Annotated in this window: 21 protein-coding genes, 1 other RNA gene and 1 riboswitch; of the genes, 8 read left to right on the top strand and 14 right to left on the bottom strand. The window is 57.5% G+C overall.

Going from position 1 to position 21,316, the window contains the following annotated elements:
* Window positions 1-59: 59 nt before the first annotated feature.
* The 3 genes from ACR0NN_RS15665 to pdxR form a co-directional block, all read right to left on the bottom strand.
* Window positions 60-2,876, bottom strand: coding sequence for a molybdopterin oxidoreductase family protein (locus ACR0NN_RS15665; protein ID WP_170725065.1), 2,817 nt, complete (start codon window positions 2,874-2,876; stop codon window positions 60-62).
* A 172-nt stretch (window positions 2,877-3,048) separates the two neighbouring features.
* Complete coding sequence (xsc, locus tag ACR0NN_RS15660) at window positions 3,049-4,824, bottom strand: sulfoacetaldehyde acetyltransferase (RefSeq protein WP_170725066.1); 1,776 nt, start codon at window positions 4,822-4,824, stop codon at window positions 3,049-3,051.
* 125 nt (window positions 4,825-4,949) lie between these two features.
* Complete coding sequence (gene pdxR / locus ACR0NN_RS15655) at window positions 4,950-6,410, bottom strand: MocR-like pyridoxine biosynthesis transcription factor PdxR (RefSeq protein ID WP_170725067.1); 1,461 nt, start codon at window positions 6,408-6,410, stop codon at window positions 4,950-4,952.
* A 147-nt stretch (window positions 6,411-6,557) separates the two neighbouring features.
* Between pdxR and ACR0NN_RS15650 the strand changes: the two genes are divergently transcribed.
* Together ACR0NN_RS15650 and ACR0NN_RS15645 are read left to right on the top strand one after the other, a co-directional pair.
* Window positions 6,558-6,866, top strand: coding sequence for an ArsR/SmtB family transcription factor (locus tag ACR0NN_RS15650; protein ID WP_170725068.1), 309 nt, complete (start codon window positions 6,558-6,560; stop codon window positions 6,864-6,866).
* Window positions 6,859-7,890: a permease gene (locus ACR0NN_RS15645; RefSeq protein ID WP_480685035.1), complete on the top strand. Its 1,032-nt coding sequence runs from the start codon at window positions 6,859-6,861 to the stop codon at window positions 7,888-7,890. Before ACR0NN_RS15650 ends, ACR0NN_RS15645 begins: the two co-directional genes overlap by 8 nt.
* Before the next feature lie 42 nt (window positions 7,891-7,932).
* Here the strand turns inward: ACR0NN_RS15645 and ACR0NN_RS15640 are convergent, their stop codons facing one another.
* Entirely contained in the window at window positions 7,933-8,322 is a 390-nt protein-coding gene (locus ACR0NN_RS15640) for a hypothetical protein (RefSeq protein WP_170725070.1), read from the bottom strand.
* Window positions 8,323-8,375: 53 nt separating this feature from the next.
* Window positions 8,376-9,137, bottom strand: a complete 762-nt coding sequence (locus tag ACR0NN_RS15635; protein ID WP_170687016.1) for a DUF1013 domain-containing protein — start codon at window positions 9,135-9,137, stop codon at window positions 8,376-8,378.
* A 130-nt stretch (window positions 9,138-9,267) separates the two neighbouring features.
* Here ACR0NN_RS15635 and ACR0NN_RS15630 point away from each other — a divergent pair, with 130 nt between their 5' ends.
* Window positions 9,268-9,897, top strand: a complete 630-nt coding sequence (locus tag ACR0NN_RS15630) for a ribonuclease T2 (protein ID WP_170725071.1) — start codon at window positions 9,268-9,270, stop codon at window positions 9,895-9,897.
* On the opposite strand, the gene ACR0NN_RS15625 is transcribed toward ACR0NN_RS15630, so the two are convergent.
* Complete coding sequence (locus tag ACR0NN_RS15625) at window positions 9,894-10,382, bottom strand: hypothetical protein (RefSeq protein ID WP_170725072.1); 489 nt, start codon at window positions 10,380-10,382, stop codon at window positions 9,894-9,896. The genes ACR0NN_RS15630 and ACR0NN_RS15625 overlap by 4 nt on opposite strands.
* A 149-nt stretch (window positions 10,383-10,531) precedes the next feature.
* Here ACR0NN_RS15625 and ACR0NN_RS15620 point away from each other — a divergent pair, with 149 nt between their 5' ends.
* Window positions 10,532-10,870, top strand: a complete 339-nt coding sequence (locus tag ACR0NN_RS15620) for a metalloregulator ArsR/SmtB family transcription factor (protein ID WP_170725073.1) — start codon at window positions 10,532-10,534, stop codon at window positions 10,868-10,870.
* Complete coding sequence (locus ACR0NN_RS15615; protein WP_170725074.1) at window positions 10,863-11,345, top strand: SRPBCC family protein; 483 nt, start codon at window positions 10,863-10,865, stop codon at window positions 11,343-11,345. Before ACR0NN_RS15620 ends, ACR0NN_RS15615 begins: the two co-directional genes overlap by 8 nt.
* Before the next feature lie 22 nt (window positions 11,346-11,367).
* On the opposite strand, the gene recR is transcribed toward ACR0NN_RS15615, so the two are convergent.
* The 4 genes from recR to ACR0NN_RS15595 form a co-directional block, all read right to left on the bottom strand.
* Window positions 11,368-11,961: a recombination mediator RecR gene (gene recR / locus ACR0NN_RS15610; protein ID WP_170725075.1), complete on the bottom strand. Its 594-nt coding sequence runs from the start codon at window positions 11,959-11,961 to the stop codon at window positions 11,368-11,370.
* A 64-nt stretch (window positions 11,962-12,025) separates the two neighbouring features.
* Window positions 12,026-12,370, bottom strand: a complete 345-nt coding sequence (locus ACR0NN_RS15605) for a YbaB/EbfC family nucleoid-associated protein (protein ID WP_170725076.1) — start codon at window positions 12,368-12,370, stop codon at window positions 12,026-12,028.
* Between the two features lie 10 nt (window positions 12,371-12,380).
* Window positions 12,381-12,668 carry a hypothetical protein gene (locus tag ACR0NN_RS15600; protein WP_480685031.1) on the bottom strand — a complete coding sequence of 96 codons (288 nt, stop codon included), beginning with the start codon at window positions 12,666-12,668 and terminating at the stop codon, window positions 12,381-12,383.
* An 86-nt stretch (window positions 12,669-12,754) separates the two neighbouring features.
* Window positions 12,755-14,512 (bottom strand): DNA polymerase III subunit gamma/tau, encoded by a 1,758-nt coding sequence (locus ACR0NN_RS15595; protein WP_170725077.1) that lies wholly within the window; start codon window positions 14,510-14,512, stop codon window positions 12,755-12,757.
* A gap of 170 nt (window positions 14,513-14,682) precedes the next feature.
* Here ACR0NN_RS15595 and ACR0NN_RS15590 point away from each other — a divergent pair, with 170 nt between their 5' ends.
* Complete coding sequence (locus tag ACR0NN_RS15590) at window positions 14,683-15,186, top strand: phosphatase domain-containing protein (RefSeq protein ID WP_170687022.1); 504 nt, start codon at window positions 14,683-14,685, stop codon at window positions 15,184-15,186.
* 3 nt (window positions 15,187-15,189) lie between these two features.
* On the opposite strand, the gene ACR0NN_RS15585 is transcribed toward ACR0NN_RS15590, so the two are convergent.
* Window positions 15,190-15,693 (bottom strand): hypothetical protein, encoded by a 504-nt coding sequence (locus ACR0NN_RS15585; protein WP_480685029.1) that lies wholly within the window; start codon window positions 15,691-15,693, stop codon window positions 15,190-15,192.
* Window positions 15,682-15,901, bottom strand: a riboswitch (cobalamin riboswitch). (Overlaps the previous gene by 12 nt.)
* A gap of 121 nt (window positions 15,902-16,022) precedes the next feature.
* On the opposite strand from ACR0NN_RS15585, the gene ACR0NN_RS15580 reads away from it, so the two are divergent.
* The gene (locus ACR0NN_RS15580) at window positions 16,023-16,880 is read left to right on the top strand and encodes a serine aminopeptidase domain-containing protein (protein ID WP_170725079.1); all 858 of its coding nucleotides are present in this window, start codon (window positions 16,023-16,025) and stop codon (window positions 16,878-16,880) included.
* Window positions 16,881-16,914: 34 nt separating this feature from the next.
* On the opposite strand, the gene rsgA is transcribed toward ACR0NN_RS15580, so the two are convergent.
* The 3 genes from rsgA to ACR0NN_RS15565 form a co-directional block, all read right to left on the bottom strand.
* Complete coding sequence (rsgA, locus tag ACR0NN_RS15575; RefSeq protein ID WP_170725080.1) at window positions 16,915-17,943, bottom strand: ribosome small subunit-dependent GTPase A; 1,029 nt, start codon at window positions 17,941-17,943, stop codon at window positions 16,915-16,917.
* Window positions 17,944-18,102: 159 nt separating this feature from the next.
* Window positions 18,103-18,201, bottom strand: an RNA gene (gene ffs, locus ACR0NN_RS15570) — signal recognition particle sRNA small type.
* 38 nt (window positions 18,202-18,239) lie between these two features.
* Complete coding sequence (locus ACR0NN_RS15565; RefSeq protein ID WP_480685027.1) at window positions 18,240-20,102, bottom strand: bifunctional 2',3'-cyclic-nucleotide 2'-phosphodiesterase/3'-nucleotidase; 1,863 nt, start codon at window positions 20,100-20,102, stop codon at window positions 18,240-18,242.
* Window positions 20,103-20,298: 196 nt separating this feature from the next.
* Here ACR0NN_RS15565 and nudC point away from each other — a divergent pair, with 196 nt between their 5' ends.
* The gene (nudC, locus tag ACR0NN_RS15560; RefSeq protein ID WP_480685025.1) at window positions 20,299-21,282 is read left to right on the top strand and encodes an NAD(+) diphosphatase; all 984 of its coding nucleotides are present in this window, start codon (window positions 20,299-20,301) and stop codon (window positions 21,280-21,282) included.
* Window positions 21,283-21,316 lie beyond the last annotated feature (34 nt).

The following is a 21,316-nucleotide window of genomic DNA, read 5'->3' as shown; positions in this document are numbered from 1 at the left end:
GGACTGGGGCTCTGCCCCAGACCCCGGGATATTTTTGGCCAGATGAAGAACGGATCGGTTCATTTGCCCACCTTCCATGCCAAATCTTTTGGGCCTTGCCCGACCGGCGACTTGATTGGATTGAACTCGGGCTGGCTCTCCGTATCACTCGGGGGGGCGGCCTTTTCAATCTTAACCTTTAGGTCGAACCATGCGGCCTGGCCTGTGATCGGGTCAGAGTTTGCCCACCGTTGGCCGTCGCCCTTTGGCGGTAGCAGCTCGTGAATCAGATGGTTCAGCAGGAAGCCTTTGGTTGCCTCGGGCGCATCTTCCTGCAACGCCCAAGCGCCTTTGCGTTTGCCGATGGCGTTCCAGGTCCAAACTGTATTGTCGTTCAGAGCGGCCATTTCCATGACTGGTACCGTGATCTCACCGTGAGGAGAGCTGACCTTGGCCCAATCGCCATCTTCCAGCCCGTGTTCGCGCATCAGTTTGGTCGGCACATAGAGCGGGTTGCGTCCGTGCAGCTGGCGCAGCCACGCGTTCTGCGTGCCCCAGCTGTGGTACATGGCCATCGGGCGTTGGGTCAGAGCGTTGATGGTGAAGCCTTCATTCCCGGCTTGGTCGGTTTCATACCAAATTGGCAGCGGGTCCATCGTGTCCTTGATGCGCTGGCGCAGGTGTTCGGGCGGTTGGCGGTCGCCATGACCTTCGGCGGCCAGTTGGAACTTCCGCATCGGTTCGGAATAAAGCTGGAACAGATAGGGTTGCGGGCTGTCATAGATACCCATGCCCACAGCCCAGTCCTGATAGGCAGTGTTCCATGGTTTGTAATAATCCGCGCCTTCGGGAATATGCGCGACGTAGAAACCGCCATTCTCGATGTAGCAGTTTAACTGATCGGGATTAACCTCGCCACGCCCTTCTTTGTCCCCTTTTTCGCCGCGGAACCCGGCCAGTGGCCCGATACCCGGTCTACGCTCGTGATTTACGATGTAGTCGGCATAATCTGACCATTTCGGGCTTCCATCTTCGTTGGTAAAGCCCGGCAGGCTCATCCGGCTGGCCAACTGGATCAGGACGGATTGAAACCCGCGCACATCGCGGTCCGGCTCAACCACAGGCCAGCGGATCGCATCTGCGGCGGCGTCTGCCTCGCAGATCGGGCGATCAAGCAGCGAAATACAATCATGCCGTTCCAGATAGGTGGTGTCGGGCAGAATGAGATCGGCATAGGCCACCATTTCCGAGGAATAGGCATCGGAGTAGATGATGTTGGGAATTATATAATTGCCATCATCGTCGCGGGCGGTCAGCATTTCCATCACGCCCTTGGTGTTCATGGACGAATTCCAAGACATATTCGCCATATACATGAACAAGGTATCGATCTTGTAAGGATCACCGGCTGCCGCGTTCGAGATCACCATGTGCATCAGCCCGTGGGCTGACATAGGGTTTTCCCAAGTAAAAGCCTTATCGATGCGCTGGGCGCTTCCATCCTCACTCAGCAGCAAATCGTCTGGACCGCGCGGAAAGCCCAGATGAGGGCCTTGCAGCGGACGACCGGGACGGCGATCGCCGTGCGGGGTTGGATGTGCCTCGACGGGTTTGGGGTAGGGTGGTTTGAACCGAAAGCCGCCAGGCACCTCGACCGTTCCCAACAATATCTGCAGAACGTGCAGAGCGCGGCATGTCTGGAATCCGTTTGCATGGGCTGATACCCCGCGCATTGAGTGGAAGCTGACTGGGCGACCGATCATCTTGGAATGTGTTTCGCCGCGGAAGTCGGTCCATTCATGATCAAGCTCGATTGCCTCATCAAAGGCGACGCGGGCGATTTCGGCTGCAATGGCGCGGATGCGTTTGGCTGGGATGCCGCAGCGTTCGGCGACAGCCTCGGGCGTGTTCTCATCGGTCAGGTATTTTTCGGCCATCAGATGGAAGACCGGGCGATGGGTGACGCCGTCTTTTTCGTAGGTTGCCGATAAGTCCGGGCGCACGCCCGGCTTGTCAAAGGCTGTGGGCTCACCGGTAGTGCGGTCAATGACCAAGGGCTTGCCGTCTGCGTCGCGCAGGAACAGGCCTTTTTCCGGCCCCTCGGCTGCGTTCACCAGAACCGGTGCGTTGGTGTAGCGGCTCAGATAATCCAGATCGATCTTGCCTGCTTTCATCAGCACGTGGATCAGCGACAGAATGAACAACCCATCGGTGCCGGGTGTGATGCCGACCCAGTCATCGGCTACCGCGTTATAACCCGAGCGGATCGGATTCACCCCGATCACCCGTGCACCTCGCGCCTTGATCTTACTGATGCCCATCTTGATCGGGTTACTGTCGTGGTCCTCGGCGACGCCAAAGAGCATGAACAGTTTGGTGTGGTCCCAGTCGGGCTGCCCGAATTCCCAGAACGCACCGCCCATCGTATAGATGCCGCCCGCTGCCATATTTACCGAGCAGAACCCGCCATGGGCCGCATAGTTGGGCGTGCCGAAATTCTGCGCCCAGAATGACGTGAAGCTCTGGCTTTGATCTCGGCCGGTGAAAAAGGCTAGCTTGTGCGGGGCGGTTTCGTGCAATTCGTGCAACCAGCCGACGGCGGTGCTAAGCGCTTCGTCCCATTCGATTTCGCGAAATTCACCGGACCCGCGCGGGCCGACGCGGCGCAGCGGTTTGCGCAGCCGCGACGGCGCGTTCACCTGCATGATCCCAGCGCTGCCTTTGGCGCAAAGAACGCCTTTGTTCACCGGGTGGTCCCTGTTGCCCTCGATATAGGCGACTTTGCCATCCTTCATGTGCACGTTGATGCCGCACCGGCACGCACACATGTAGCATGTGGTCCGGCGAATCTCATCAGACACGGGTGGGGATAGGTCGAGGTTCGGTTGCTGGTTCACGTTGTCTCTCTCCCTGCGGCGGATCGCCTTGGTATTTTAACATGTTGAACACATTGGAGCGTATGAACGCCGGGCTCAACTGCTCAGAGGAAGAGAACACATTATTCCCCTTCCCCTGCTTTTGATTAGGCGGACCGGTTGAGCCCGGTCCGGTTTATGTTTTGAGCAGTGATCAAACCTGCTGAGGACGCATGTCGGCGGCGTTGATACCGGCGACTTCAACCGGTTTCTTCATCGCGTCGCGGCGGAATGGTTCACCCAGTTCCTGGTTGATCATCGCCTCAATCAAGGTGGTGATACCATTCTTTTGGTCTTCGATCGCCTGAGCCAACGCGGCGGTCAGTTCCTCTTGTGTGCGCGCGATGACGCCTTTCAAGCCACACGCGTTGGCGATTCCGGCATAGGACACTTTGGTGTCAAGCTCGGTGCCGACGAAGTTGTCTTCGAACCACAGGGTCGAGTTACGCTTTTCCGCACCCCACTGATAGTTGCGGAACACAACTTGAGTGATGGCAGGCCACTCCTCGCGGCCAATCGCGGTCAGCTCGGTGACGGCAATGCCGAAGGCACCATCACCCGAGAAGCCGACAACCGGAACATCCGGGCAGCCGATCTTGGCGCCGATGACCGAAGGCAAACCATAGCCACAGGGGCCGAACAGGCCAGGGGCCAGATACTTGCGGCCTTCTTCGAACGACGGATAAGCGTTGCCGATGGCGCAGTTGTTGCCGATGTCGGACGAGATGATCGCTTCTTTCGGCAGAGCGGACTGGATTGCGCGCCATGCTTTGCGCGGGCTCAGCCAATCCGGCTTGGCAGCGCGTGCACGTTCGTTCCAGGTGGTGCCCGGATCGTCCTGCTCGTGGTCCATCGAGGTCAGCTCTTGCGCCCAACGCGATTTGGTTTCTGCAATCTTCGCTTTGCGCGCATCACGACCTTCGTCACCGGCCGTGTCAGATAGTTTGTTCAGGATGCTGGTGGCAACGGTCGCCGCATCGCCCACGATACCAACCGAGACCTTCTTGGTCAGGCCGATACGGTCAGGATTGATGTCGACCTGAATGATCTTTGCATCTGTCGGCCAGTACTCCATGCCGTAACCCGGCAAGGTCGAGAACGGGTTCAGGCGTGTGCCGAGGCACAGAACAACGTCTGCTTCTTTGATCAGCTGCATACCGGCTTTCGAGCCATTATAGCCCAGCGGCCCAGCGAACAGCGGGTGCGAGCCCGGGAAGGCGTCGTTGTGCTGGTAGCCAACGCAGACTGGGGCATCCAGACGCTCGGCCAGAGCTTTCGACGCCTCGATACCGCCCTTGGACAGAACGGTACCCGCACCGTTCAGGATGACGGGGTTTTTTGCGTCGGACAGCAGGGCCGCCGCATCGGCGACGGCAGTTGCACCACCCGAAGGCAGTTCGAAATCAACAACCGCAGGCAGTTCGATATCGACAACCTGAGTGAAGAAGTCACGCGGAACGTTGATCTGCGCTGGCGCCGAGGCGCGCTTGGCGTTCATGATCACGCGGCTGAGAACCTCTGCCATGCGGCTGGGGTCACGCACTTCTTCCTGATAGCAGACGCAGTCCGCGAACATGCGCATCTGCTCCATCTCCTGGAAACCACCCTGACCCATGGTCTTGTTGGCCGCTTGCGGGGTGACTAGCAGCAGCGGGGTGTGGTTCCAGTAGGCAGTCTTAACGGCAGTGACAAAGTTGGTAATTCCAGGGCCGTTCTGGGCGATCATCATCGACATTTTGCCGGTCGCTCGGGTGTAGCCATCAGCCATCATTCCGCCGGAACCTTCGTGCGCACAATCCCAAAAAGTGATACCAGCTTTCTCAAAAATGTCAGAAATAGGCATCATCGCAGAGCCGATGATTCCGAACGCATGTTCGATACCATGCATCTGCAGTGTTTTTACAAAGGCTTCTTCGGTGGTCATCTTCATCTGCGTAATCTCCAATCATAGAAGGATGGAACGGGGGTTTTGCACCCAGTTTTCTGGTCGGTTTTGGCTCACAGGTGACTGCGACGTTAGGGCCAGAACCACTGGCGGTTTAAGTCCAGTCCATTTCAGAACCGGCGGATTGCGTCTGCAATCAGTTGAATTCCCGGTTCAATGCGATCTTTTGTAATCGAGGAGTATCCAAGCCGGTAATAGTTCCGCGACCGGGCCTCGCTTGAAAAGAACGCCTCGCCCGGTTCGATATGCACGCTCTGCCGTTGTAGGTCCCGGGTCAGCTTCGCGGTATCGACATGCGGCGGCGCCTGCATCCAGATCGAAGACCCGCCCAGCATGCCACGACCCGCAACCGTCAGGCCATGCTGCCCGATCGCTTCTTCGATTACTTCGCGGCGGCGCTGCAGTGTTTTGGACATGCGCCTGATCTGGGCATCGTAATGGCCCAGCGACAGAAAATAGGCTGCCGTGCGCTGCATGTGACCTGGAGGATGGCGCAAGACCAGCGATCGCAGTGCTCGTGCTTCGCGGATGAAAGGCTCGGACCCGACCATGTAGCCAAGGCGAAGCCCCGGAAACAGTGACTTTGAGAAGCTGCCTACATAGATCACGCGCCCGTCCCGGTCCATTGATCTGAGCGCAGGTGATGGGGCCCCGAGAAATGACATCTCGAATTCATAGTCATCCTCGACGATCATCGCGTCCAGCTCACGCGCCCGGCGCAAAAGGGCATGACGGCGATCAACTGGCATGGTCGCGGTGGTCGGTGATTGATGGCTGGGCGTTGTGAAAATCACATCGGTGTCGTCGGGGATCGTGTCCGGGGGCAATCCGTCCCTGTCGACCGGCAAATAGGATAGTTTGCACTCGGAATGAATCAAGAGATCACGCAGGGCGTAATAGCAGGGGTCTTCGAGGGCGGCCCTTCGATCCCGGTTCAGCATGATGCGCGAGGCCAGCCAAAGGGCGTTTTGTGCACCAAGGGTGATCAGAATCTCTTCGGGTCGGGCCACGATGCCCCGGCGCGGAAGGGTGTGCCGAGCGATGAATTCGATCAGCAGCGGGTCGTCCTGATCAACATAATCCCCGGTCAGAGAATCAAAGTCCTTATGCCCAAGCGCCCGAACTGCGCAAAGTCGCCAATTCGCGTGATCGAACAGCTTCCGGTCGACCTGGCCGTAGATAAAGGGATATCGATACTCGCGCCAGTTGCTGGGTTTTGCCAACATATCGCCGTCCGAAAATTGACGTGCGAGGGCGCGATCCCAGTCTACGACTTCGGTGTCGCGTCGCACCGGTGTATAGGTTGGCGGTACCGGAGCGTTTTCCGAAACGTAATATCCCGACCGACCTTTTGCCGTGAGATAGTCGTTGGCAAGCAGCTCGGTATAGGCAAGCGTAACCGTAATTCGGCTGACACCCAGATGGGCGGCAAGCTTGCGGGAGGAAGGCAGCTTTTCTCCGACGTGAAATCGTCCTGACAGGATGCCTTCGGCGATCAGCTGTTGAAGCTGCGCCTGCAAAGTGCCTTGTCCATTCCGTTCGAGAAAGAAGGTGTCGACTGAAATACCCATGGCAAGGTTATAGGTTGGACTTAAGGTGGTGGCAATCTGGACTTATCGCTGCGTAGCTCCATGGGGTGAACTTTGGTCAACTGGGTGGTTGACGCGGGAAGTGGATTGAACTAAATAGCTAGAAATCTAGTTTAATGGAGATAAAGGATGTGGGAAGAAGCTGCCGCAGGTTTCTCTGCCATGGGTTCTGAGGCTCGGCTGAAGGTCCTCAAGACCCTCGTCCGCGCTGGGCAGACAGGACTGACCGTCGGGGAAATCCAGTCACGGACAGGCATTGCGCCCTCAACGCTTGCGCATCACTTGCGGTTTCTGGCCGCGGGCGGCGTGGTCGAACAAGAGAAGATCGGGCGCAGCACGATCAATCGGGCGTGCTTTGACGAGTTAAGGAATTTGGCGCAGTTCATCCTCAGTGAATGCTGCGCAGACGAAGTTGGAAAGGCCGCAAACGATGGCTGAGCTAACACAAAACCCCAAGCCGCTGACCAGAAACCTGATCGGCCTCATCAAGACGCCTTGGGCTCTGATCCTGGTCATTCTGGCGCTTGTTGGCATTCTTGACCCAGGCAACTGGACCGAAATTGTGAGCTTTGCCGCAAAGGCGCTCGCACATACGGGCCAGTACATCTTGTTTGCGGTATTACTGCTGTCCTACCTCAAAGCGACTGGGGCCGAAGTGATGGTCGCCCGTGCATTTGAGGGGCGCGAGACACGGATGATCTTTCTCGCTGCGCTCTTTGGCGGTCTGGCACCGTTCTGTTCCTGCGAAGTCATTCCGTTCATCGCAGGCCTCTTGGCGCTCGGCGCTCCACTATCGGCAGTAATGGCATTCTGGCTCAGCTCACCGCTGATCGATCCGCCGACACTGCTGATTACCGCAGGCGCCCTGGGCTGGCCGTTTGCGATTGGGAAAGCCGTGGCCGCTGTTGCATTGGGTCTTTTCGGCGGGTTCGCCGTACGTGCCCTAATGCACGGGGGTGCTTTCGTGCAGCCCTTACGCGAATACAAACCCGCTGGATGCTGTGGGTGTGGGCCAAAGAAGGAGGACAAACCCGTCTGGCAATTCTGGAACGACCCTGACCGCCGAACACGCTTCCGTTCCGAATTCGTGCACAACGGTTTGTTCCTGCTCAAATGGCTCGCCTTTGCGTATGTTCTCGAAGCTCTGTTGGTCAGCTATGTCCCGGCGGATCTGATCGCACAAGTTGTCGGCGGAGAAGGTGTTGTGCCAATCGTCATCGCCGCTTTGGTCGGAATGCCCGCCTATCTGAACTCTTACGTCGCGCCGCCACTTTTGGCAGGTCTGATGGAGCAGGGGATGAGCGCGGGCGCTGCGATGTCCTTCATGGTGGCCGGTGCCGTCAGTTCAGTCCCCGCGATGGCGGCGGTATGGTCGCTGGTCAAACCTCGCGTCTTTGCCACCTATCTTGGGCTGGGCATTAGCGGGGCCATCATCGCAGGCATCGTGTTCCAAATGATCTGAGTGAAAAACCGCCCGGTGATATGGCCGGGCGGTTTTGGTCGTTTAACTTGCTTCGCAGTATCGCGGCAGTTTGAACCGATATCTTGGCTCTCCGCTTTCCACAAAAACCCGTTTCTCGATGCAGGCTTGGGTGCCAACTGTTTGAGCAATGGGGCCTTCGGTCGAGCTGATTGACGCCGCAGACCCATCTGGCAAGCGCACCGAAGCGATGACCCCGTTCTTGAGATCGCCGTTAATTGGTGTGGCAGACAAAACCGCGACGGTTAGAAACGCCTCGTGCTCATGTTTGCCGTCGTCATTCAGCAACAGCAAACCAGCCACGATCGCAATCATCACAACGGCACCTGTGATGGCCAGCCACCAGGACTTCAGGAACACATAGATCGAAACGGCACGATGCGGTCCGAATATTGTGGACAGAATGCTAAGCATGCAGCTTTCCCAAGATAAAGCCCCGGCGTTAGAGCGCCGAGGCTGTCAGCCTATCAGGGACGCAGATCGTCTTCGTCTTCTTCGTCACCGCCGCCTTTGGGCAGATTAAAGAAGCTATCCGCATCGATGATGGGCTCATCGTCTTCCTTGGCTTCAGGCTCATCAGACAGCGAGAAGGTTTCCAGACCCTCGATCGCGGTCGGGATCTTGGGCGCCGAATCCATCTCGAGCGACTGTTCGGTCGACACAAGCTTGCGGCGCTCGTCATCGCTCATAACGCCACCTTCAGCGGCTTTCTTGGCCGCGGCCTTCTGCACGATGGCATCCAGTTCAGACTGTTTGCACAGGCCCAGAGCAACCGGGTCGATCGGCTGCATGTTGGTGATATTCCAATGGGTGCGTTCGCGGATCGATTGGATGGTTGGCTTGGTCGTGCCTACCAGTTTTGCGATCTGACCATCGCTGAGTTCGGGGTGGAACTTGACCAGCCACAGGATCGAGTTTGGGCGGTCCTGACGTTTGGACAGTGGGGTATAACGCGGACCCCGACGCTTTTCCTCGCCCGCCGCAGCGGCGTTGAACTTGAGCTTCAGTTTGTGCAGCGGATTGTTCTGCGCCGTATCGATTTCGTCTTGCGTCAGCTGGTTGTTGGCAATCGGGTCAAAGCCTTTCACACCAGCCGCCACATCGCCATCTGCAATGCCCTGCACTTCAAGCTCGTGCATGCCTACGAAATCCGCGATCTGCTTGAAGCTGATCGTGGTATTGTCCACCAGCCATACGGCTGTTGCTTTGGCCATAAGTGGTTTTGCCATCAGCCCGTCTCCTATAAATACACCTGTCCCGTCGCCGGAATTCGGCGGCCCCGTGGTCTTGGGGCAGGTTTCCGTTGTCGGGGAACTTGGGGCCTATATAGTCGCGACAGCTAAAGAAGGGAAGAGGCGAATGCGCTGGGTGGTTTTGTGGATGCTGAGCGCCGTGGCTGCGATGGCCGAGGGCGAAAAGGCGGGTGAGTTTGACTACTACGTCCTGTCGCTCAGCTGGTCGCCCAACTGGTGCGCCCGCGAAGGCGATGCGCGTGGCTCGGATCAATGCGACGCCCGGCATGATCACGGGTGGATATTGCACGGGCTCTGGCCGCAATTCCATCAGGGCTGGCCTTCCTATTGCCGCACGTCTGAGGCTCCGCCCACGCGTCGCATGACCCGGGAAATGGAGGATATTCAAGGCTCGTCCGGATTGGCGTGGCACCAATGGAAAAAACACGGAACCTGCTCGGGCCTCAGCGCGGCCGACTACTTTGCGCTGTCGCGGCAGGTCTATGAGGGCGTCACCCGACCCGAGGTATTCCGCAAGCTGGACGCGACCGTCAAACTGTCTGCCTCGGTGGTCGAAGAGGCATTCCTCAGGGCCAACCCCTTGCTTGAACCCGATATGATCACCATCACTTGCAAGCAGGGCTATATCGAAGAGGTCCGCCTGTGCTTGTCCCGTGATTTTGCACCCGTGCCCTGTGGCCGCGACGTGATCCGAGACTGCACAGCCAAAGACGCCGTGTTCGATCCGATTCGTTAGAGTTTTTTGTTCTGACAATCCCGCGCATAGTCGAGCGCCTTGGCGGTGCCTTTCAGGTCGATCGCCATAACGGTCTGACCCTCGGGATTATATACCGTCATCGTCTTGTTCTGTGCAATCGAAGTGACAAAGTTCCGGTCAGTGAAAAACACCGTCGCACCCGGCACTCGATCCTGTTTGAACCCGATGGCGGTGGCATCAAAGCTCTTGCCGTCCAGCTCAAACCGGATCGGATAGCTCTGCCCCGGTTTGATGTCGCCCCAGGCCTTGTTGTAAACGGTGAAATACCCACGATTATCCAGCGCGTCATAGCCGATGCGCACGACCGAAAGGTCCTGATAAATCGTCTGGATCAGGCACCCGTCACCGAGCGCGGGATCCATCATGATGTTCCAGCCTTCGACAAAACCTTTGTCGATGAGTTCCTGCGACGGGGCGGCGGTCGCTGTGAAGGCGGCGAAGGTGAGGGCGAGCAGGCGGTGCATCAGATCATTCCAAATCGTGGGTGGTACAGACCCTTAGTAACCGCAAACCATTCGCTTCCAAAGGGAATTCGAGGATTCCAACTAGCTTGACAATTGCCACTTATATTTTACCAGTTGATTAATTAACCTAGTGGTTTATTAATGGACGTATGACCGAAGATGAAAGACTAGACTTTGCCTTTGCGGCCCTTGCCCACCCTGCACGCCGTGCAATGCTGGCGCGATTGGCGCAAGGTGAAGCAACAGTTAAAGAACTGGCTGAACCGTTTGATGTCAGCATGCCGGCAATCTCTAAACATCTTCGTGTTTTGGAAGGAGCCGGGCTGATCGAGCGTTCTCGAAATGCGCAGTTCCGACCCTGCCGACTAATCCCTGAGCCTCTGGAAGCGATTGCAAGCTGGACCGACCAATATCGTCACATTTGGGAGGTTCGTTTTGAAACGATGGAAAAAATACTGAGCGAGATAAAGGATTTGAAAGATGAATGATGCAGAAAACTGGGTGCGCATTGTCCATGATTTCCAGGCTCCGGCAACAAGGGTTTGGCGCATGTGGACCGATCCGGTGCTTTTTCAGAGATGGTATGGTCCCAAGGGTTTCTCGGTGCCAACAGCAGAAATCGATTTGCGTGTTGGCGGTGTACGAAAGATCTGCATGGAAATGAAAACGCCGGATAACAGCATGAGAATGTGGTTCACTGGCGTATACAAAGAAATCTTTGAGCCGTCCCGGCTGGTCTACACAGAGAGTATGTGCGACGAGGATGGGAATATTCTGTCGCCGAAAGATATGGGGATGCCTGAGGGAAGTCCGGATATCACCGAGGTGATTATTGATCTAGTCGAACAGGACGGCAGGACTCGGATGACAATGGTCCATAGGGGTGTACCTGCCGGAAGTGCTGGCGAAGGTGGATGGAAGCAAGCGTTCGAGAAGCTGGACGACATTCTCGATAAAGAATGATGGCTCGGCCTTAGCGTTTAGCTCAAATCTCTTTCCGTGCGCGCAGCGCTGCAGTAATGGTTCCGTCATCCAGGTAATCCAACTCCCCCCCAATCGGCACACCCTGCGCCAACGAGGTCAGTCTTACCTGCCCTTCCAACTGGTCGGCGATGTAATGTGCGGTGGTCTGGCCATCGACTGTAGCGTTCAGGGCGAGGATGATCTCGTTGACGCCTTCGGCAACAACCCGATCTTTCAGTCGGGGGATGCGCAGCTCATCCGGGCCGATCCCGTCCAATGCAGACAACGTCCCGCCCAGCACGTGATAGCGGCCTTTGAACACGCCTGCGCGCTCCATCGCCCAGAGGTCAGCGACGTCTTCGACCACGCAAAGCTCTCCGGTCGCGCGGGCCTCGTTATTGCAGATGTCGCAAATATCGGTGGTGCCCACATTGCCGCAATTCAGACATTCGCGGGCAGTGGCGGCGACTTGCTGCATAACATCCGACAAGGGTGTCAGCAGCAATGCGCGTTTGCGGATCAGGTGTAGCACCGCGCGGCGGGCCGAACGAGGGCCAAGGCCGGGCAGTTTGGCCATCAGATCGATCAGGTTGTCGATATCGCTGTTCGAACTCACGGCGTTTGCTCCTGCAAATGGGCCGGGCTGGGATGCCCGGCCTTTATGTCGTCAGGAGTGTTTATCAGAACGGCAGCTTGATGTCTGCGGGCAGGCCGATGCTTTCGGTCAGCTTTGCTATCTCGGCCTGAGACCGCTCGGCCGCTTTGGTCTGCGCGTCCTTGATGGCTGCGAGGATGAGGTCTTCGACAACTTCTTTATCGTCGCCGTTGAAGATCGAGGGGTCGATATCCAGACCTTTCAACTCACCCTTTGCAGTCGCTGTTGCCTTGACCAGCCCGGCGCCGGATTCGCCGACAACCATGATGGTGTTCAGTTCTTCCTGCATGTCGGTCATCTTGGTCTGCAAATCCTGCGCGGATTTCATCATCTTGGCCATATCGCCCAGACCGCCGAGTCCTTTGAGCATTGTTGTTCTCCTAGTTGCGGAGGCGCCGCGCGCCGTGAATGAGTGTGGCACATATTGCAATTGCGAGCCCGACGAACAAGAGGGGAGATCCAATACAGCCTTCGCCGATGGCTTCCCATCGAACATCGTCAAGAATAGGTCCATAATAATTTGCTACAGCAACAACAGCGGCGAGTAGCCAAAGCGGAGCAAGCGCCCACTGAAGGGCACGCAGCTTCAACGCAAATGTAATGATGCTGAGCCCTAGCAAAACCATTGATGGGGGATTAAGCGACAAGGCAATAAGTTCGTCGAACATCGACGCTGGCCCGGAGGTGCGATCCCAGAATGGCCTTTCCTTATCGCAAACCTCAGCCATCGCACTTGAAGCTATGAATGTGAGGATCAATCCTCCTCGAACGGGTCCCATTCGTCTTCAACCTCAGGCAGGGCCTCGGTCTCGACTTTGGCTGCGCGTTGTTCGGGGGTTTCGATGTTCTTGATCCGGGCTTTCGGAAAATGGCTTAGAACGGCTTGCACCAGCGGGTGCATTTCGGCCTCGGCCTTAAGCTCAAGCGCGGCCGCTTCGCGAAGCTCGGCAATCGTTGGTGCGTCGCCGTCGGAAACAATCGAAACGGCCCAGCGGTTGCCCGTCCAGCGCTGCAGTGACGCGCCCAGCCGTTGAGACAGATCGGTTGGGGCATTGTCTGTGGGCGTAAATTCAATCCTGCCCGGCTGGTACGAGACCAAACGCACACTGTTTTCCACCTCAACCAAGAGTTTCACGTCCCGGTTTGCGCGGATTAGCTCAACCACATGTTCAAATGTCGGGTATCTCGCCAGCGCCGCCTGCACGTCCTGAGCCAGAGCAGCGGTTGGCCCGCCTGCCGTCCCGCTTGCAGCTGATGCATAGGTTGGTCGGGACGACGCCTGAGGGGCCGCGCCTGCCGGACCGGGCGCGCTGATCCCATTGCCCGGACCAACACCGGGAGGCGGCGGTGCATCCTGCAAGCGTTTGATCAGCTCTTCCGGGCTGGGCAGATCAGCGACATGGGTCAGTCGGATCACGGCCATTTCTGCAGCCATCATCGCGTTTGGCGCGGCTGAGACCTCTTCCAGAGCCTTTAACAGCATCTGCCACATGCGGGTCAGAACGCGCATTGGCAGGGCTTCGGCCATTTGCTGACCCCGGGCGCGTTCGTCCGGGGATACGGTAGGGTCCTCAGCGGCATCCGGGGTGATTTTGACGACCGAGACCCAATGGGTGATCTCAGCCAGATCGCGCAGGACCGCCAATGGGTCTGCCCCTTCTGCATATTGCCCGCTAAGCTCGGTCAACGCCCCTGCAGCATCACCACGCAGGATCATATCCATCAAGTCCAGAACCCGGCCCCGGTCGGCCAGACCCAACATGGCGCGTACCTGATCGGCGCTGGTTTCACCCGCCCCGTGACTGATCGCTTGATCCAGCAGTGACGTTGCATCCCGCGCAGACCCTTCGGCCGCGCGGGTGATTAGAGCCAGCGCGTCGTCGGCGATCTGAGCTTTTTCCGACTCCGCGATCTTGCGCAACAGGCCGATCATATCTTCGGGCTCGATCCGGCGCAGGTCGAAGCGCTGACAGCGTGACAGGACCGTCACCGGCACCTTGCGGATCTCGGTGGTCGCGAAGATGAACTTCACATGCTCAGGCGGTTCCTCAAGCGTCTTGAGCAGCGCGTTGAAAGCGCTGGTCGAGAGCATGTGAACCTCGTCGATGATGTAGATCTTGTAGCGGGCCGAGGCGGCGCGGTAGCGGACGCTGTCGATGATCTCGCGAATATCATTCACGCCGGTCCGGCTGGCAGCGTCCATCTCCATAACATCGACATGGCGGCCTTCCATGATGGCCACGCAGTGTTCGCATTGGCCGCAAGGCTCGGTTGTCGGGTTGCCATTTCCGTCCGGACCGATGCAATTCATACCCTTGGCGATGATCCGGGCAGTGGTGGTCTTACCGGTGCCTCGAATACCGGTCATGATGAAGGCTTGCGCGATCCGGTCCGCCTCGAACGCGTTTTTGAGGGTGCGCACCATGGCGTCCTGACCGACCAGATCGGCGAAGGTTTCAGGGCGATATTTGCGGGCAAGAACCTGGTAGGCGGGGCTGGGCGTTTCGGTCATGTCTGCTCTGTCGGATTCGTGTTCCGACGCAGCGTAGAGGCCCCCGCCGCCCGCGTCCACAGCAAGCCGAGGCGATTTTCATTTTGGATTGTCGGCGGACCCGGTTAATATCGTGCGGTCTAAGACCAGCAAAAAAGATTTTCTGATCCACGTTTCGGGGGGAGCGTAGAATGTCTGAATTGGTTATCCATGCACTCCAGGTTGGTGGCGGATCACTTGCGCTAACCTCAATGCCCGGACGGGGCGGAGATTATATCGGCGATTTGGATGCTGTGGCCGGATGGAAACCGGGTCTGATCCTGTCAATGGCGACTGAGGTCGAGATGATCCTTGATGGCGCTCGGGATTTTGGCTCGGATGTTCGTGATCGCGCTTGTCGCTGGGTTCACTTGCCGGTCGAGGATTACGGTATTCCCACTCAGGACGTAAGTGAACGATGGGAACAGGCCAGTAAATCGGCCCGCCACGCACTGTCTGGCGGCGGGCGTGTATTGGTTCATTGCAAGGGCGGATGCGGCCGGTCGGGTATGGCTGTACTGCGCATAATGGTCGAGTGTGGAGAGCACCCTGATACAGCACTGAAAAGGCTTCGTGCGTTGCGTCCATGTGCCGTTGAAACGGACGCGCAGATGCGCTGGGCGACTGCGCCAGCCAGCGTATTGGCGGGCGATTAGCGCTCAGGCCGATGGGCGGAATTCCTCTGGCGCGCGGGTCCCGTTCGTGAGGGCAATCGCCTCAAGCATTGCGCATGGTGGGTGCGACATGAGGCTGGCAGGAACAGAGCCGATGTCACTGCCAAAAAGCAAATCAGCATAGTCATCAAGACATTTGATTGAGGTGTCTGCATCCGCGTCGCAGAATACCCGAATTTCGTCTGGACAAGCGCGAAAACGCGCCGTGCACCCGCCCGCGCAATGTGCCAGATCACAGCTTCCTTCGATTTCGAATCCTGCCGTTGTTGTTGGACCGACTTTTGCCATTGAAGCCGCCAGTGCCCGCGCCATTTGTGCCAGGGCAGGGCAGTTTTTACCGGTCCGTTGGCAAATTGTTGCCGAGAATTCGTGCGTGTTGGTCTTCCAGATCATTATGCGCCCTCCGCGCTGGTCGGGGCGACGGTCAGGAGGGACGGCAATTATGCAGTCTGGCCCTGCCCGGACACCCCGCCCGAGTTTCAGTTTCATTTGATGGCAGGTCTCCTGACTTGCGGGTCATTGCTTTGCCGACCTTCCCAGCCTTCATGGCCAGTGGCATTTCGACATCGCTCACCGCTTACAGTTGCGGGGGCAGTCTCGGCCTTGGTTCATTCCGGTTATTCCGGTCAGAACCGCACCGTGTTCCCTTTTCATCCCGGCCCAAATAGGCGCGAGAACCATCACGTCATCGCTAGCGGCTGTGCTAGGCCCGAGTCAAGAAGATTGCATCCGGCACATGACGCACGGTCCAGCTACGTCAACCTTGACTAGTGCGGCTCATGCTGAACTGATCAGTTCAGATGATTTCAGAGGGCATCATGTTGGACACTCAGCGGGCAATTGCGACCGAAGATATCGAGTTTGAGTCCGGTCCGGCAATGCTATCGGCTCGGCTTTACTGCCCGATGGCCGAGCCTGAAACGGCTGTTGTCATCAACAGCGCGACCGGAGTGCCCAGAGAGTATTATCAACACTTCGCCCGATGGCTTGCGGAAGAGCGCGCCATGGCGTGCCTGACGTATGATTATCGGGATTTCGGAAACTCGCTATCGGGATCGCAGAAGCGATCGGATGTTACCATGGCCGATTGGGCGTTGATAGACATTCCCGCTGCCCGGGCTGAGATGCGGCGCAGGTTTCCTCGGGCAAAGCTTTGGAGCATCGGTCATTCATTGGGCGGAATGTTTGGCCCGCTCCAATCCGATATCGAACAGGTCGACAGGATGATCTGTGTATGTTCTGGTCTGGTGACGTTCAAGGATCATCCCTGGCCATATAGCGCGTTGGCGGCGCTGTTCTGGTACGGGCACGCACCCTTGGCGGTCAAGGCACTTGGGTATCTTCCGGGAAAGGCTGTGGGTTTTGGCCCGAACCTGCCGGCACAGGTTTACTGGCAATGGCGCAAGTGGTGCACCGCGCCTCAGAGCTATGTGCCAGAAATCGGAACGTCTCTGCCCGCAAACCGTTGGGCAGAACACGGAAAGCAGGTTGATCTGTTTGCCTTTGAGGATGATCAGGTCGTGCCGCCCAAAGCGGTCTGGCGGCTTGCTGACCTGTACGGGACTGATGCGCAGCGGCATCTGCTCTCACCAAGTGAATTTGGACTGTCTCAGGTTGGTCATATCGGCGCTTTCGCACGGCGCAATGCAGCGGTCTGGCCCCGGCTAATCGCCTGAATGTACTGGGCACCGGAGGCCGGTGCCCAGAGTTTCAAAGCCCTTTGCGAGACTTCTTTTCGGTCATCACGCTGCGAACCATCTTGCCGAACGCCTTGTCACGTGCGCGCGCCTGAGCGACGGTCGCTGAATTGTGCTGGTCCTCGCGTCGCAGCTTGCGCCAGCGGTCTAGTCTCGCGGGATTGAGTTCACCGGTTTCGATTGCAGATTGTACCGCGCAGCCGGGTTCAGAATCGTGCTGACAATCCGAGAAACGGCAGTTCCGGCTAAGATCGGAGATGTCCGAGAACACCTCGTCCAAACCCTCCTGCGCGTCCAGCAATCGTAGCGCGCGCATTCCGGGTGTATCGATCAACCAGCCACCGTTGCACATTTGGTGCAAAGCGCGTGCTGTGGTCGTGTGCCTGCCGCGCGCGTCATCTTCACGAATGCCCGCGGTCGCTTCGTCCCGGCCTGTCATGCCGTTGGCAAGCGTCGTTTTCCCAACGCCGGACGATCCGACCAACGCGCTGGTTTGCCCATTCGGGCACCAGGATAAAACCTGTTCGATATCGTCGGGATTCAGGGCATTGACCGCCAGAACCGTCAGGAATTGGCCAAGCGATTGGGCCTGATCAACATAAACACGCGCATCGTCGCAAATGTCTGACTTGGTCAGCACGATCACCGGATAACAGCCTGCCTGATGGGCCAAGGCAAGATATCGTTCCAGCCGGGGCAGGCTGAAGTCAGCATTGCAGGAACTGACGATGAATAGCACATCGACATTTGCCGCGATCAGCTGCGCAGAGGCACCCGTGCCTGCGGCTCGACGCTGCAAAAGGCTGCGCCGGTCCAGAGTGCGGACTATACGCGCGCTTTCATCCGCTAAAACCCAATCTCCGACAGCATAGGCTCCGGTTGAGTGTTCGGGCGATAACAACGGCGTTTCGCCTTTTGGGCGCAGCCCGACAAGCCGATCGCGATGTACGCTTGCAACGCGATACGGCAAGAGTGACGGATCAGCCGCGTGCTGAGCCGCAAAGTGAGAGGACCATCCGAGGTCCGATAAGGAAAGTAACATTGGTCTGCCTGTGATCAGAAACAGCAATCCCACCGGATGGCGGTCGCGCATCCGCTGGTGATGTGTTCAGGCATTCAGTCGATCTGAAAGGATCAGGACCGGTCTGCCCGAAGGGTCATTGCTACACTCATAAACGCCCTCCTGCGGCTGATAGGTTCCAAGTGAGAGGTTGGACATCGACCCAAGCGGGGCTCGTTGTGGCTGCTTCCTTCCGGACCTGACCAGGTTGGCGAGGCGCTCGCCCGCGCCAACCTCTCAACGTTCATATAGGTGCAGTGCTTGAAAATGGCAACCCGTCAGAAAGCCAACTGGATACGCATAAATCCATCTGAATCGTCAGGCAGAATGCGAGGCTGATACTCTGCAAGCTCATCAAGATAGTTTCGCGCACCCGGTCCCGTGGTCAAAATCGCTCCCCGCCCTTGATTTGGCGCGAAGGTAAAGGGGCGCGGCGCATTTGCCAAAGGATCAGGTGGTACGGTGTCCGCCACGTATTGGCACAGGATGTCTTGTATGCCCAGCGGTGGCAAGTCTATCACTCGGGCCTCTTTAGCTATCGCGAAATGGCCACCACCGTTGGCACGATAGTTGTTGGTGGCCACAATAAATCTTTGGTCTGACTTGATCGGTTGCCCATCAATATTCAGATTGCGAATCCGGAAATGCGCCGGATCCATCAACCGTCCAATCGCATCGAAACGAGCAGGTTGAGAAAGATCGATCTGGTACGTCACCCCATGCAAAACATCGAAGTTAAAGCCAGGACGTTGTGCATCGGCGAGATTGACCAGGCGCTCAGAGGAAAGCTGGTTGAATACTCCAGCTGACATTTCAAGCCAGTCGCGAATCTGAGCACCCGTTGCCAACACCGCACGCAGTTCATTGGGAAAGATGCTTAGATCAGCGATGTGACGAACCGAGATCTCTCCCGCCGGGATGTCGGTGTAATACTTGTTCCCGGCTCGACCTCCGCACTTCGCCGGGGCCGCTGCGGACAGGACGGGAAGCTTTGCCCAATCCGTATCGACCAAATGGGGGCGCACAGCCGCCGCCAGTGCCGCGGCGATCAGCGCCAACCCCCGATCGGGAACGCAGTACGAGAAATAGCTGTGCAACGCGTGCGGGATTGATCCCACAGGTTCGGCAACTCTTTTGAGCGTCGCGATATGGCCTTTGTTAAAAAGGCTCGCGATGTTTGGGCATTCGGGCGCAGCCGCTTCTGATTGTTTGACCGCCCGCGTTTCGACATGGCTGGAAGTGATGTGCCATGAATCCTTATTATTCCGCGCAAGCGCCAGATCGATGACTCCCAGATGGGATCCGGCCCAACCGGGCATGACAACGGGCGTCCCATGAACAAGTCCCTGTTCGCTGTCGACAAACGGATATCCCGCGTGCGCCTTGCCGGGGAGTGTCAAATGGGTGTGGCCTGCAACGATCGCATCGATCTCTTGCATCTCGGCAAGCGGGATGATCGCATTCTCCATTTCTGGTTCAGCCTTTGCCGAACCCAACCCGGTATGCGCAAGCGCGATGATCAGATCACAACCCGTTTTGCGAAGCTCCTGCGCAGTGTGTTTTGCCGCGGTCAGAATGTCGGTCACCTCGACAAGACCTTGCAGCATATGTGCTTCCCATTGAGCGGTCTGGGGTGGCAAGACAGACAATACCCCAATGCGGATCGGGACTTTCCGGCCATTCAGCAAGACGGTTCTTTGCAAGATTGTGTATGCTTCCCAGCCCTGAGCTGGGCCTAGGGTCCGCAAATTGCTGCAGACCACTGGGCAGATGCTCTGGCTTGCGACGCTATTGACGAGGTCCAGCCCAAATCCGAAATCATGGTTGCCCAATCCAACCGCGTCATAGCCCAAAGTATTGAATGCCTGGGGCAATGGATGGGCATCAGATGCAGCCTCGGCTGCCCACTCACCGAATGGTGTGCCTTGAAGGCTGTCGCCATTGTCGAATAACAGCACCAGCTTGCCTTCTCGCTGGGCCTGATTGCGTGCCTCGTGGATCAGACTGGCGGTGCGCGCCAAACCGATGGCCGGGGCAGGGCTATCTGAATAGTAATCATATGACGTTAGATGCATGTGCAGGTCTGAAGTCGCAAGAATCCGAACCTTTGTGACAGCGTCAGGATCAGGATTTTGATGCACTAATTGCTTGGAATTCAATATTTTCAACTTCTGGCAGTCTTTGGGGTAACGGTTTCACCATGCGGTGGATTTAGTGCATTTTCCGAGGCAATGCTGCGGTCATTCCGCGGCAAGGGGAAAAAATATTTAAGCAATACCAGTTGCGCCCTCGGGAATGACGTGGCAGCCCTTTGCCCAGCACTCAGGAACGACAGGCATGATACGCGCAGAACAGGTGACATTTGGTGGCTCGGGGCTGGATCGGGCGGGATTGCTGCGGGGCCATTCGGACCAATTGGAACAGGCCCGTCGCGATCCTGCGGCCACATGCCTGCTGCTATGGCGCGGCAAACTGTTGGTTGAGGGCGAGGCGTTGGACAAGCTTGGGTTGCTATCCTTCAAGCACCGAATCTTTGATCAGCGTTTAACCGGCGTGATCAGCACACCGATTCTGCTTGGAAATTCCGAGGATGGATCGCCGGTTTTCGCGATGGATATCTCGGATTGGACGGCTGAGGGGTTGGATTTGTCCGGCGTCGGGAATTTCTTGGATCAAACCGAACAACAACACCCCGATCTGCCCAAAGGCCATGTGTTTGCCGAGTTGCGTCGCATCATGACGCGGCTGAGCCCGCGGGATGCGGAGTTTGCCGCGACCGCCAAGGCGGTGATCGGCTGGCATGAAACGCACAAGTTTTGCGCCCGGTGCGGTGCCCGCAGCGAGATGACTCATGGTGGGTGGCAGCGAAGTTGTCCGGCGTGCGGTGGGCAGCATTTCCCACGTACTGATCCTGTGGTCATTATGCTGATCACACATGGTAATTCAGTGCTGATGGGGCGCTCTCCGGGTTGGCCCGAAGGTATGTATTCGCTGTTGGCTGGGTTTGTGGAGCCCGGCGAAACGCTTGAGGCCGCCGTTCGCCGCGAGGTGATGGAAGAGGCCGGGGTGCCAGTGGGTCAGGTGCGATACCTCGCCAGCCAGCCTTGGCCTTTCCCCGCATCGCTAATGTTCGGATGTGCGGGTCAGGCGCTTTCACGGGATATTCAGATTGATCCCGTAGAGATCGAGGATGCGATGTGGGTCACCCGGACCGAGATGATGCAGGCCTTTGCGGGTGATCATCCAAAGCTGTTGCCCGCTCGGAAAGGTGCGATTGCACATTTTTTATTGCAACACTGGCTTGCAGACACATTGGACTGACGAGAAACTGAATCCCACCTAGGGCAGAGAAATA

It is taken from the genome of Ruegeria sp. BA2 (genome assembly GCF_056539605.1).
Note: the sequence above shows the minus strand (reverse complement) of the source record. Positions and strands in the feature narration are given on the sequence as shown.